Origin of the sequence: Aeromicrobium sp. (assembly GCF_014378035.1) — a bacterium.
Lineage (GTDB): Bacteria > Actinomycetota > Actinomycetes > Propionibacteriales > Nocardioidaceae > Aeromicrobium.
Genome location: NZ_JACMOM010000050.1, coordinates 1 through 12,597, shown reverse-complemented (window position 1 = coordinate 12,597; position 12,597 = coordinate 1). Strand labels below are relative to the sequence as shown.

Below are 12,597 nucleotides of genomic sequence, written 5' to 3'. Positions count from 1 at the left end.
GCGGGGTCCTAGGGTGGGGCCATGACGACAACCCCGCCGGAGCCCGAGGACGAGAACGAGCCAACCGTTTCCCTCGAGAAGGACGGCGGGGAACCCGACCACGGGCGGGCCAACCCACCTCCCACCTACCCGCCTCCAGGTGGATATCCACCTCCCCCGGGCTACGCGCCTCCTCCGCCACCGAACTACGGCCAGCAGCAGACGGGGTATCCACCGCCGCCCGGTTACGCCCCTCCGGGTTATGTCTACGGCGCCGGTCCCGGCGCTCCTTACGGCGTGCACCCCATGACCGGCGTGCCTTACTCCGACAAGCAGAAGCTCGTCGCCGGGCTCCTGCAGCTGCTCGTCCCGTTCGGCATCGGGCGCATGTACATGGGCGATGTCGGAGTCGGCGTCGCTCAGCTAGTGGTGGCCATCGTGACCTGCGGCATCGGCGCGCTCTGGTCATTCGTCGACGGCATCATCATCCTGACCGGGGAGCCCAACGACTCGCAGGGACGCCCCCTCCGCCCCTGATCCCTCCCGCGCTGCCGCGGGATGCCGCGTGTCTGCGCCGCGATGATGGTGCTGACGGGCTGATGTCCACAGGTCGGCGGCTTGGGGCTTACGAATACCGCGCATGTTGGGTAACTTGCGGGCATGCGATTCGGGGGAATTGTCCTGCTGGCCCTGTTGGGCCTCGGTGCCTGCTCCGACCCCGCACCCCGCGCTCCCGAATCCAGCTCCAGCCCCACTCTCACGAAGCCGACCGTCCCGGCACCCACCATGCCGGCCCAGGCGAAGCTCAACACACGTGAAGGTGCTGCCGCCTTCGTCAAGCACTACATCGACGTGTTCAACTACGCCTCCAACACCGGAGACACAACCGAGCTCCGCCGACTCTCCTCGCCCATGTGCGAAGGCTGCCAGAGCTACATCACCCTGTACGAAAGGACCTACAAAGCCGGCGGCTACTTCAAAGACTCCGACTGGAAGCTCGGCGTGCTCAAACTGGACTTCGGCAAGCTGGAACCTATTGTTTACGGCTCGGTGTCTTCGCCGCCTGGCGTAATTCTGGACTCAGCGCACTCAAAGCCCCACGCTGGACACCCTGAAAGTTCGGATCTGACCTTCATCCTCCGCAAGCAATCGCGGTCGTGGATTCTTGACACCTTCGAACTCCAGGCGGCGCCGTGAGGGCAGCAATGATCGCTGCCACCGTTGCGGCATTTCTCGCTGCATCGGTCGAGCCATCGTCGGCGGAGGTCCGTGTGAAACCCGTTCAAAAGGATGCCTCCCTGATTTTGACCGTCGGAAAGCACTCTCCCTACGAGAGAAAATTAGTGCCCATCACAAAGGAGACGCACGGCGCGAGATTGATTCCCCCTGATCTGTTCGTAAGCGACGTATGCATGGTTGATCCGGTCATCCCGCGGTATGGGTGCCGCGATGCTGTCCCCGCTGACCCGAAGCCGGAGCCGGACCCCGATGCACCCGAGCTGACCCAGGGCGACATCCTGCGAGCGGTAAGGCAGATCGGGCTACCAAGGCTCCAAGTTCGCGTCCAACCCGGACGGCAGACACTCGTCAACATCGAGACGATCTTCTACACCAACCCCCAGGAGTTCCGTCGCAGCATCAGCCTGCTCGGCTTCGACATCGACCTGCTCGCCGACCCGCTCACCTACCGCTGGGACCACGGCGACGGCAGCAGCGCCGCGACCACCAGGCCCGGCCGCCCCTACCCTGCGATGGACGTCACTCACCGCTACCGCAACACCGCGAACAAGGTCAACCCTCGCGTCGACGTCACCTACCAGGTCAGGTTCCGTGTCGACGGCGGGCCATGGCAGACCTTGGGTCAGACCCTTGAAGCCACCGGACCCACCACCATCCTCGAGGTCAAGGAAGCCGCACCCGTCCTCACCACCCCCTGACCCGCCAAACCTTCACGATGTGAGGGGTTCTCCTTCACGCGCGGCGAGAAAGTGAACGGCAGCCCATCACATCTGGTGGCGTGCGCACGGGTGCAAGAATGGCCCCATGCGCATTGCTGAACACATCGTCGAGCTGATCGGCAACACCCCGCTGGTCAAGCTCAACTCGGTCACCCCCGCGGGATCCGCGACTGTGGTCGCCAAGATCGAATACCTCAACCCCGGCGGCAGCGCCAAGGACCGCATCGCGGTGAAGATGGTCGATGCCGCAGAGGCGTCGGGCGCCCTCAAGCCCGGCGGGACAATCGTTGAGCCGACGTCGGGCAACACCGGCATCGGCCTGGCTCTCGTCGCCCAACAGCGTGGCTACAAGTGCATCTTCGTGTGCCCCGACAAGGTCGGCGAGGAGAAGCGCAACGCCATGCGCGCCTACGGCGCCGAGGTCATCGTGTGCCCCACGTCGGTCCCGCCCGACCACCCGGACAGCTACTACAGCGTGTCGGACCGTCTCGTGCGCGAGACCGACGGCGCATGGAAGCCGGACCAGTACTCCAACCCGGCGGGCCCCCAGAGCCACTACGAGACCACCGGCCCCGAGATCTGGGCCGACACCGACGGCAAGGTCACCCACTTCGTGGCCGGCGTCGGCACCGGCGGCACCATCACCGGCGTCGGTCGCTACCTCAAGGAGGTCTCCGGCGGCGCCGTCAAGATCATCGGCGCCGACCCCGAGGGCTCGGTCTACTCCGGTGGCACCGGCCGGCCCTACCTCGTCGAGGGGGTGGGCGAGGATTTCTGGCCCAGCGCGTACGACCCGACCATTCCCGACGAGATCATCGCGGTGTCCGATGCCGACTCCTTCGAGATGACCCGCCGCCTCGCCCGCGAGGAGGCCCTCCTCGTCGGCGGATCCTGTGGCATGGCCGCCGTCGCCGCCCTCCGGGTCGCCGAGAAGGCCGGCCCCGATGCACTGATCGTGGTGCTGCTTCCCGATGGCGGCCGCGGCTATCTCGCCAAGATCTTCAACGACGAGTGGATGTCGTCCTACGGGTTCCTGCACGAGCCCCTCGACGGTGTGGCGCACCAGATGAGCGTCGGCGACCTGCTGCGCAGCAAGTCCGGCCTGATGCCGGCGCTCGTTCACACGCACCCGTCGGAGACGATCCGCGACGCCATCGAGATCCTGCGCGAGTACAACGTCTCGCAGATGCCCGTCGTCGGCGCGGAGCCCCCCGTCGTCATCGGTGAGGTCGCCGGCAGCGTCAACGAGCGCGCCCTGATCAGCGCGGTCTTCGAGGGCCGCGCCCAGCTCACCGACTCCGTCGCCCAGCACATGGAGCCCGCGCTACCCCTCCTCGGCTCAGGCGAGGGTCTCGACGACGCCCTCAAGGCACTCACCACGAGTGACGCCGTGATGGTCATCGAGGACGGCAAACCACTAGGCGTTCTTACCCGCCACGACCTGCTTGGGGTGCACGTATGAGCACGACGAACGACGAAGGCAATGCCAATGGCAAGGCCGGCGGCAGCAGCCACGGCTTCGCGACCCGCGCGATCCACGCCGGATTCGAACCCGACCCGCAGACAGGCGCCGTCAACGTCCCGATCTACGCCAGCTCGACGTTCGCGCAGGACGGCGTTGGCAACATGCGCGGCGGCTACGAGTACGCCCGTACCGGCAACCCCACCCGCACGGCCCTCGAGGCCAACCTCGCTGCTCTGGAGAACGGAGCGCACGGACGCGCGTTCAGCTCAGGCATGGCCGCGACCGACTGCGCTCTCAGGTCGATGCTGCGCCCTGGCGACCACCTCGTCATCCCCGACGACGCCTACGGTGGCACCTTTCGCCTGATCGACAAGGTCTTCAGCCAGTGGGGCGTCACGTACACACCCGCTGCCGTCAACGACCTCGACGCCATCCGAGCCGCCGTGACACCAACGACCAAGCTCGTCTGGATCGAGACACCCACCAACCCATTGCTCAACGTGGGCGACATCGCCGCCATCTCGCAGATCGCCCATGCCGCCGACGCCAAGCTGGTCGTCGACAACACCTTCGCGTCGCCCTACCTCCAGCAACCCCTCGCCCTGGGGGCCGACGTCGTCCTGCACTCGACGACGAAGTACATCGGCGGGCACTCCGATGTCGTCGGAGGAGTCCTCGTCACCGACGACGAAGAGCTCGACTCGCACTTCGCCTTCCTGCAGAACGGCGCCGGTGGGGTGCCGAGCCCGTTCGATGCCTATCTGACGTTCCGCGGGGCCAAGACTCTCGCCGTCCGCATGGACAAGCACTGCGACAATGCCGAGGCCATCGTCGAGGTGCTCCAGAGCCACCCGGCCATCGCGTCGGTGCTCTACCCAGGCCTTGAGGGCCACCCCGGACACGAGGTCGCGGCCAGGCAGATGAGCAGGTTCGGCGGCATGATCTCGGTCCGGCTGAAGGGCGGGCAGCGGGCCGCGCACGACTTGTGCGCCCGCACCAAGCTCTTCACCCTCGCGGAGAGTCTTGGTGGCATCGAATCGCTCATCGAGCACCCCGGCGCCATGACGCATGCCTCGACCGCCGGCACCTTGCTCGAAGTGCCGGATGACCTGGTCCGACTCTCGGTCGGCATCGAGGACACCGCTGATCTGATCGACGACCTCAAGCAGGCACTGCGCTGAGCACGCCGGTGCGCCCCGGCGCTGGACTCTGGGTCATCGGTGCTGCCGTCTGGACGATGCAGCCGCTCATCATCGCCCTCGAGCTCATCGTCGGCCGGCGAGCGTCGGCGTCCTACTCCTACGTCGACAACACCATCAGCGACCTCGGTTACACCCGGTGCCGGATGCTTGACGGCGCCGCCCTCTGCTCGCCGTGGCATGCCTTGATGAACGTCGGCTTCGTCTACTTCGGGTGCACCCTCGCGATCGGCGCACTGTTGCTCGGGCTGCGGCGCCCGGCCGGCCGAGCCCTCACCGCTTCCATGATCGCCTGGTCGATCTCTGGTTTGGGCTCGATCGCCGTGGGGCTTGTGCCGGGCAACGAGAACGTCTACCTCCACTCGTTCGTCGCCCTGCCGATCTTCCTCGCACAACCCACGGCGCTGCTGCTGCTCGGCGTGGGCCTGCTCAGCACGCATCCGAGGATGGGCCGGTCGACTCTCGCCGTCGCCGCCCTTTCCGCGATCGGCGTGGCGGTGTTCTTCACGCTCGTCGTCACCGACGCGTCGTCGTCGATAGGTGCCTTCGAACGCCTGGCACTCTGGCCCGGGTACACCTGGGTCTCGGTCGTAGCCTTGGCGGCCTTCTCAGAGGCGCGATCACGGGGTCGGGGCTGACGAAGTCAGGTCAGCCGAACCGTGTGAGCGTTGCCGATGTCCTGGAAGCGACGCGGATAACACGTGAGGATGATGATCTGCGCCGTCTGGCCGACAAGGTTGAACACCTGGGACATCGCCAGCAGCCGGTCGTCGTCGGCGTAGCCGAAGGCATCGTCGATGACCAACGGAGCGCCCTCGGCAGGGTCGACGAGCTGTGCACATGCAAGGCGGCCGAGGATTGCCAGCTGCTCGCGAGTGCCTCCGGAGAGCTGATCGAACGGGAGGGTCTTGCCATCGAGCGTGCGTGAGTCGATCGTGAGCGCTGGCCCGACGGCGACAGTGAAGCCCTTGCCGAAGACCGTCGCCCCGAGGGCCTCGATCGCCTGCTTGAACGGTGCGACGTAGCGCCGCTGCGCCTCGGAGTGGTGGGCCGACAAGGTGGCGTGCAGGAGCCGGGCCGCCCGAGCGCGCGCCGTCGTGGACATCAGCAGCCGGCGCGCGTCCTCGAGGTCGGCCGTGGCGGCGTCGAACTCGTCCTGGAGCCCGTTCGCACCCGTCGCCTCAAGCTGGCCGAGCAGCTGGTTCTGGCTGGCCTCGATGTCCGAGACGTCGGTGGTCAGACGAGCCAGGGACCCACGCGCGTTGGTGAGCTCAGCCTCGAGCATGTCGGCGTCAGCCGACGCGAGAGCCGTCCGGCGCGCGTCGACCCCGGCTACCGCCACCCCGAGCTCGGTGAGGAGCGCGACACGGCGGGCCTCGACGTCGTCGTCGCCCTGCCGCTTCCGGGCCAACGTGAGTCGGCGCTCGAGGTCGTCGTGCCAGACACGTTGCATCTCGGCCTGCTGGGTCGCTCGGAGCGAACCCTGCGTCGCCGCATCGCGAGCCTCGCGCGCGATGTCGACCTCGACCTGGGCCGCGGAGGCCTCAGCAACGGCAGTCTCCAGCGCGACCTCGGCCGCCTCGGCCACCTCGTCCGCCGCCTGCGCATCACCGGTGTCGTCATCAGCAACGGGTGGGAGCGACCCGACCCGTGCCAGCAAGGTGGCGTGCTGCTGCATCAGTGCCTCGTGGCTCGAGTCGCCAAGCGCTGACGCGAGCTCGACGCGCACCTCGGCGAGCCGCGCCGACTGAAAGGATCGCTCGGCCGATGCCGACTGCGCGGCCTCGAGGCTGCCGACGTGATGCTGCCGCAGCAGGGCTGCGTACTTCTCCTCGGCGTCGGCGACGTCGGACGAGCCACCTGCTGCGTCGTCGCCCGGGACGACCCGCACCCGCACGATGCCACCCACCTCGACGAGGGTGTCAGCGACGACTGACCTCTGGGCCGATCCGTCGACCACCACGCCGTCGACGGTGACCTGCTCGGCTCCGAGCTGCTCGACGGTCAGGCGAGGAGCCACCGCGTCCCGGCGCGATGCCGCGGTGGTCAACGCGAGCTGCGCCGCGGCCATCTCGCTGATGACCGTCTCGTCGATCGAGTGGGTGTCGAGGTACGTGACCAGGTCCTGCACCTCCGACCGGGCGGCGTCGGCCCTTTGCAACCGGTCGACGACGGACGCGAGGTCGGTGACCGCCATTGCTCGCGAGAGGTGGTCGGCGGCGAGTCGACTGGCCTCTGCGGCGGCGAGAACGACCGCCTTGATCTCACCGAGCGTCACCACGGAGGACTCGTAGCGGTCGATGTGCGGCTGCAGATCGGTGGTCAGCACGGCCAATTGACCGGCTGCCGAATCACGCGAGACCCGCGCTGCATCGAGCTCGTCGACGAGGGTCGTGCGCACCGTTGCGGCCGAAGCCGCCGCTTCGGCGATGACCTCTGCCTTGGCGAGGGTGAGCTCGGCGACTTCGAAGGCGCTGCGCAGATCGCCAAGCGCGCCGCTGCGGGCCTCGAGGTCGGCGACCTGCTCGGCCTTGTCGACCTGGGCGACCTTCTTCTCCAGCAGATCCTTGCCGTTGCGCGCGAACTGGGTAGCGAGACGGTCGGCCTTGTCGACGTCGTCGGTGAGGCGTGTGACCTCGCCCTCGAGACGCTCCACCTCGTTGATTGCCGCGGCGTAATCGCCCTTCGGCTTGCCGGTCGTCTCGGTGAAGTAGCGCAGACGTTCATCGGCGACACGGTTGAGGAGTCCACCTCCGCCCGAGCTGCCCGGGTCCTCCCCTGTCGATTCGAGTGCACCTTTGAGCGGCTCGATGTCGGCGAGCAGCGGCTGGAGCAGCGACTGTCCCTGGGTGATCTGCAGCGCGTCCCACAGCTGCGCGTCGAGCGTCTCGTCGAAGATCGCGTTGGCCCGCTCGTGGGCCGCGTCGCCCGTGAAGGACTCGACGACGGGCTCGTGGATCGAGAGCGTCGTCGACCGCTGGGAGTTGTACCGCTTGAAGTAGGTGAAGTGGTAGGGACCTGACTGAGCCTCGAGCTCGATCTCGGTGCCGACGTCGCGATGGACGGGCTTGAGGTTCTTGACCACGCTCTTGTTCGTGGAGTCCTTGTGAAGGCGCAGGATCGCCAGTGCATCGGCGATGGATGACTTGCCGCTCTCGTTGGGACCCTCGACCACCGTGATGTTGGCCGCGTCGAAGCGCACCTCCGACTCCTCGATGCTGCGAAAGTCCTTGAGCCGCATGCGGATGATCCTCACGTCGGCGCTCCGCTCAGCCGCACCAGCAGCGCAAGTGCGTTGCGGGCGACCTCGGCGGCGTCAGCATCGCCATCGGCCCCGGCCAAGGCGCGCAGCTCGCTGACGGCGTCGTCGGCGAACCCGGTGAGGCCGAGATCGGCGAAGTCGGCGTCGTCGGGCACGACATGGAGGTCTTCGTGACGCTCCCAGCTGCCGAGCCGTGCGAACAACGCCCCCTGGTCGCCCAGCAACACGTCGAGGCGCGCCTTCTGCGTCACGGTGAGCGTGCCCTCCAGCACGAGCCAGAGCGCAGTGCGGTGCTTGTCGGGCATCGCCTCGAGTGCGGCCTGCAGCGCATCGATGTCGGCGTCGCTGTCGAGCGGCGCACGGTGCACCAGGTAGCGCCATCGACCCACATGCACCGGTGTGACCTGAGCGCCGGTGGGGGTGAGGTCGACGACGAGCACGTTGCCGGGCGCGTTCTCGCGGCGCGCGGTGACCTCGGACGTTCCCGGGTACCAGACACGGTCGGTGACCTCGAACGTCGAGTGACGATCGCCGAGCACCACGAAGTGCAGGCGACTGTCGCCGAGCGCAGAGGTGAGGCCTGCCTCGACGATCGTGGCGAGCGACGTGGCGTCGGGGTTGAGGCTGTCGGTCGCGCCGTGACCCACCAGGATTCGGAGAACACCCTCGGGAGGGGCTAGGTCGACGATCGATGCGGCGACCAGGTCGACCCTGGGGTTCTTGTTGGGCCATGGAGCGGCGACCAGCTCGACCCCCGGCGCGACCTCGTGCACGCCGCTTCGATCGAGGACGTGCACGTGCGGCGGGCATTGGCTGCGGAAGAGCTCGGAGGTGTAGATCGAGCCGGCATCGAGCGGATCGTGGTTGCCGGGCAGAAGGTAGACGGGCACGGTGAACGTACGCAACGCTTCGAAGGCGCGGAGCAGGATCGTGCGGTCGAGCAGGTTGGACTCAAACACGTCGCCCGCGACCACGACGAGCTCGGCGTCGTGCTCGGCCGCCACCGCACCGATGCGGCGCACGGCCTCGAGCCGCGCCTCGGCGTAGCGTGGACGAGCCTCGGCGCCCAGGTAGTGCGCGGTCATGCCCAGCTGCCAGTCAGCCGTCGCCACGAATCGCATACGTCGACCGTATCGGGCGACACCGTCACTGCGCCCCGACACGCGCCACACGGGCTCGGGTGCTCGGCCATGACGCACGGCCTACGAGTCGCACGAGCTCGAGTACGTTCGACCCGACCTCCTAGGCTGACCCCATGTCCCGCCGTCGTGGCCTGCTCGCAGAGGTCTCCTGGTTTCAGGTCGCTGCCAGCGTCCTGGCTGCCGTCACGGCGGCCTTCATCGCATCTCGCCTGGGCATCGGCGGCACCATCGTCGGCGCGGCCCTCGGCAGCTTCGTCGTGACGATCAGCACCGCGTTCTACGGGCGGACGCTCGACAAGGGACGCACCTTGCTCGTCACGACCGCGAGCGGCACCACGATTCAGCGACGGGTCGAGGACGGCGACATCGCCGAAGCCATCGAGGAGGTCGAGGAGATCGACTCTCCCGCCGTGCGGGCCGAGCTCGTGTCGGACGGACCCCGACGCCTGCACTGGAAGACCCTCATCGTGACGTCTGTCGTGGTGCTCCTGCTGGCGCTCGCGGCCATCTCCACGTACGAGCTCGTGTCCGGCCACACCCTCGACGGTGGCGACGGCACGACGCTGGGCGACACGTTCGGTGGCTCGAACGGCAAGCAGCGACCGTCGCCCTCGCCTGACGCGTCGACGAACACGCCCAGCCCGCCCGCGACCACCAGCAGCCCGACTGCGCCGGCGAGCACCACCGCGCCCTCGCCCAGCGCGTCAACCGGCACGCCCACCCGGACGGCGTCCCCGACCCCCGCGCCAACACCCACGCCGACACCAGCGCCTGCGCCCACCGTGGCCACCCAATGAACGGCCACGGAATGAATGACCTCAGAGCGATGTTGACGCCGGCGACGCCCTGGAAGGAGGCTTCATGACCATCTACATGACCCCGAACATCACCGACGACACCATCGCTGACATGACGGTGTTCGACGCGTTCCGCACCGGTGAGGAGCTGCTCGACTCGCGCTTCCCCCGGGATGCCGCACGAGTACTGCGCAGGGTCGTCGACGCCGAGCCCGGCAACCCGGCCGCGTGGGAGCTGCTGGGCCGCGCCCACTTTGCCGCCGCGCTGCTCGCGCCCGCCGAGGAAGCCTTCGGACGGCTCGTCGAGCTCGAGCCGACCAGCGCCTGGGCTCGCACCGCTCTCGGCCTGACGCTCGACCGCCAGAGCCGCCACCGCGAGGGTGCCGTGCACCACCGCCTTGCCGCGGCCATGGGCTCGTCCGACCGCGACTCGACCCGCATCGAGCTCGTCGACCGACAGACCGGCTGACGACACTGGACACGTTGGGCCAGCTGGATGCCACGTGGGCAGCCGGGGCGGTGGCCGTGGCACTGGTCGTCATTCCACAAGTGTGGTCAGCCACCCGGCACGTCGTGACCCTTGTTCATGAGGGCGGGCACGCCGTCGTGGCACTGCTGACGGGGCGCCGGCTCAACGGCATCCGCCTGCACACCGACACGTCCGGTCTGACGGTGTCCAGCGGCAAGCCACGCGGCCCGGGCATGATCGCCACCGCTGCTGCCGGCTATCTCGCCCCGGCTGCCCTGGGCCTCGTGTCGGTGCTGCTCGTGGAACGCGGTCATACGCCGTGGGCCCTCTACGCCGGGCTGACGACGCTGGCGCTCATGCTGGTGTTCATTCGCAACTGGTTCGGGCTCCTCGTCGTTGCGCTCAGTGCGGCGGCTGTGTCGTTGCTGATCTGGCGGGCACCAGAGCGAATCCAGGACTTCGCGGCGCTGACGTTCGCGTGGTTCCTGCTCGCCGCCGCACCGCGCACCGTCCTCGACCTGTGGACCCACCGCCGCCGGGTGCGCACCCGCACGACCGACGCTGACGTGCTGGCGCGGCTCACCCACCTGCCGGCGCCCCTGTGGAACCTCCTCTTCCTCGCCATCACCGTCGGTGCGCTGGCCGGTGCCATCTGGCTGGTTCGGCCCGACGCCTGATTGACTGGCCCGATGTTCACCGTCGGTACGCAGCTCGAAGGGGCCCTCGGACGCACGGGCACCATCTCGACCCCGCACGGCGACATCCGCACACCCGCCTTCATCCCGGTCGGCACCCGCGCCACGGTGAAGGCCGTGCTGCCTGAGTCGATGGCCGACCTGGGCGCCCAGGCACTCCTCGCCAACGCCTACCACCTCTACTTGCAGCCCGGTGCCGACATCATCGACGAGGCGGGCGGGCTCGGGGCGTTCATGAACTGGCGCGGCCCGACGTTCACCGACTCGGGTGGGTTCCAGGTGCTGTCGCTCGGCGCCGGGTTCCAGAAGACGTTGTCGATGGCCGGCGCCGGGGCCGGGGTCGAAGCCGACGACGTCATCGCGCCGGGCAAGGAACGGCTGGCCACGGTCGATGACGACGGGGTCACGTTCAAGTCGCACGTCGATGGCTCGATGCACCGGTTCACCCCCGAGGTGTCGATGCAGATCCAGCACCAGCTCGGTGCCGACATCATGTTCGCGTTCGACGAGCTGACGACGCTGATGAACACACGCGCCTACCAGGAGGAGTCGCTCGCGCGCACCCAGGCGTGGGCCGAGCGGTGCGTCGTCGAGCACGAGCGACTCACCGCCGAGCGGGTCGGCAAACCCAGGCAGGCGCTGTTCGGCGTCGTGCAGGGTGCGCAGCACGAAGACCTGAGGCGCCACGCGGCGCGAAGCCTGGCTGCGCTGGACTTCGACGGCTTCGGGGTCGGTGGAGCCATCGAGAAGGAGCGGCTCGGTGACATCGTCCGGTGGGTCAACTCCGAGCTGCCCCCCGGCAAGCCGCGCCACCTCCTGGGCATCGGCGAGCCGGACGACCTGTTCACGGCTGTCGAGAACGGCTGCGACACGTTCGACTGCGTGAGCCCCTCACGGGTGGCACGGTCGTCACGGGTCTACGCCATGTCAGGCCGATACAACCTCAACGTTGCTGCGTCGCGGCGCGACTTCGGCCCGATCGACCCAGAATGCGACTGCTACACGTGTGCGCACTACTCCAAGGCCTACCTGCACCACTTGTTCAAGACCAACGAGTTCATCTCGGCGACCCTCGCGACGATCCACAACGAGCGCTTCACCGTCAGGCTCGTCGACCGCATGCGCGACGCCATCGACGACGGGTCGTTCGCCGACCTGAAGGCCGACGTCCTGGCCCGGTTCTACTCCCAGTAGGACGGCTCGCGGTTCTTCAGCAGGCGGATGACGACGACGGTGAGGGGCATGACGAGCAGCTCGACGCCGCACTTGTAGACGAAGCCCACCACGAAGTAGTTCCAGAACCCGCCCATCGTCGTGATGCCGATGGCCGACGACGCGATGGCACAGAAGATCAGGGTGTCTGCCGCTTCGCCGACGCCCGTCGAGCTCGCAAGCCGTGCCCACAGACGCGGCTCGGCACTTCGGGCCTTCATCCGCACCAGGACGTAGGAGTTGAGGAACTGGCCGGTCACGTAGCCCAGCACGCTCGCGAGGACGATCTGCGGCACGAAGCCGAGCACCGCGGAGTAGGCGTCCTGGTTGGGGTAGAACGACGCGGCCGGCGCGTGGTCGACCACGAGGAAGGTCAGCGCCGCCAGGATTGCCATGGCGAAACCGGTGAAGATCGCCCG

At 68.0% G+C, this 12,597-nt stretch carries 13 protein-coding genes; 10 read left to right on the top strand and 3 right to left on the bottom strand.

The features are described 5' to 3' along the window. The first annotated feature begins 21 nt into the window (after positions 1-21). From H7290_RS02795 to H7290_RS02770, 6 genes are all read left to right on the top strand, one after another. Positions 22-516, top strand: a complete 495-nt coding sequence (locus H7290_RS02795; RefSeq protein ID WP_290512494.1) for a TM2 domain-containing protein — start codon at positions 22-24, stop codon at positions 514-516. 123 nt (positions 517-639) lie between these two features. Continuing rightward, positions 640-1,176, top strand: a complete 537-nt coding sequence (locus tag H7290_RS02790; protein ID WP_290512493.1) for a DUF6318 family protein — start codon at positions 640-642, stop codon at positions 1,174-1,176. Positions 1,177-1,391: 215 nt separating this feature from the next. Next, positions 1,392-1,916 (top strand): hypothetical protein, encoded by a 525-nt coding sequence (locus H7290_RS02785; RefSeq protein WP_290512492.1) that lies wholly within the window; start codon positions 1,392-1,394, stop codon positions 1,914-1,916. Positions 1,917-2,022: 106 nt separating this feature from the next. After that, a complete protein-coding gene (locus H7290_RS02780; protein ID WP_290512491.1) occupies positions 2,023-3,399 on the top strand; it encodes a cystathionine beta-synthase in 1,377 nt (458 codons plus the stop codon). Further along, entirely contained in the window at positions 3,396-4,583 is a 1,188-nt protein-coding gene (locus H7290_RS02775) for a cystathionine gamma-synthase (protein WP_290512490.1), read from the top strand. Before H7290_RS02780 ends, H7290_RS02775 begins: the two co-directional genes overlap by 4 nt. Positions 4,584-4,591: 8 nt before the next feature. Further along, positions 4,592-5,239 carry a DUF998 domain-containing protein gene (locus H7290_RS02770; protein ID WP_290512489.1) on the top strand — a complete coding sequence of 216 codons (648 nt, stop codon included), beginning with the start codon at positions 4,592-4,594 and terminating at the stop codon, positions 5,237-5,239. A gap of 5 nt (positions 5,240-5,244) precedes the next feature. On the opposite strand, the gene H7290_RS02765 is transcribed toward H7290_RS02770, so the two are convergent. Both H7290_RS02765 and H7290_RS02760 read right to left on the bottom strand, forming a co-directional pair. Then, positions 5,245-7,857 carry an AAA family ATPase gene (locus H7290_RS02765; RefSeq protein ID WP_290512488.1) on the bottom strand — a complete coding sequence of 871 codons (2,613 nt, stop codon included), beginning with the start codon at positions 7,855-7,857 and terminating at the stop codon, positions 5,245-5,247. Further along, positions 7,854-8,984 carry a metallophosphoesterase gene (locus H7290_RS02760; RefSeq protein ID WP_290512487.1) on the bottom strand — a complete coding sequence of 377 codons (1,131 nt, stop codon included), beginning with the start codon at positions 8,982-8,984 and terminating at the stop codon, positions 7,854-7,856. Before H7290_RS02760 ends, H7290_RS02765 begins: the two co-directional genes overlap by 4 nt. Positions 8,985-9,118: 134 nt before the next feature. On the opposite strand from H7290_RS02760, the gene H7290_RS02755 reads away from it, so the two are divergent. From H7290_RS02755 to tgt, 4 genes are all read left to right on the top strand, one after another. After that, positions 9,119-9,802: a hypothetical protein gene (locus tag H7290_RS02755; protein WP_290512486.1), complete on the top strand. Its 684-nt coding sequence runs from the start codon at positions 9,119-9,121 to the stop codon at positions 9,800-9,802. 64 nt (positions 9,803-9,866) lie between these two features. Beyond that, entirely contained in the window at positions 9,867-10,271 is a 405-nt protein-coding gene (locus H7290_RS02750; protein WP_290512485.1) for a tetratricopeptide repeat protein, read from the top strand. A gap of 14 nt (positions 10,272-10,285) precedes the next feature. Then, on the top strand, positions 10,286-10,948 hold the full coding sequence (locus H7290_RS02745; protein WP_290512484.1) for a M50 family metallopeptidase: 663 nt from the start codon (positions 10,286-10,288) through the stop codon (positions 10,946-10,948). A 12-nt stretch (positions 10,949-10,960) separates the two neighbouring features. Next, on the top strand, positions 10,961-12,160 hold the full coding sequence (tgt, locus tag H7290_RS02740; RefSeq protein WP_290512483.1) for a tRNA guanosine(34) transglycosylase Tgt: 1,200 nt from the start codon (positions 10,961-10,963) through the stop codon (positions 12,158-12,160). Here the strand turns inward: tgt and H7290_RS02735 are convergent. After that, the coding region (locus H7290_RS02735; RefSeq protein ID WP_290512482.1) for a queuosine precursor transporter at positions 12,148-12,597 on the bottom strand (450 nt) is incomplete at its 5' end. The genes tgt and H7290_RS02735 overlap by 13 nt on opposite strands.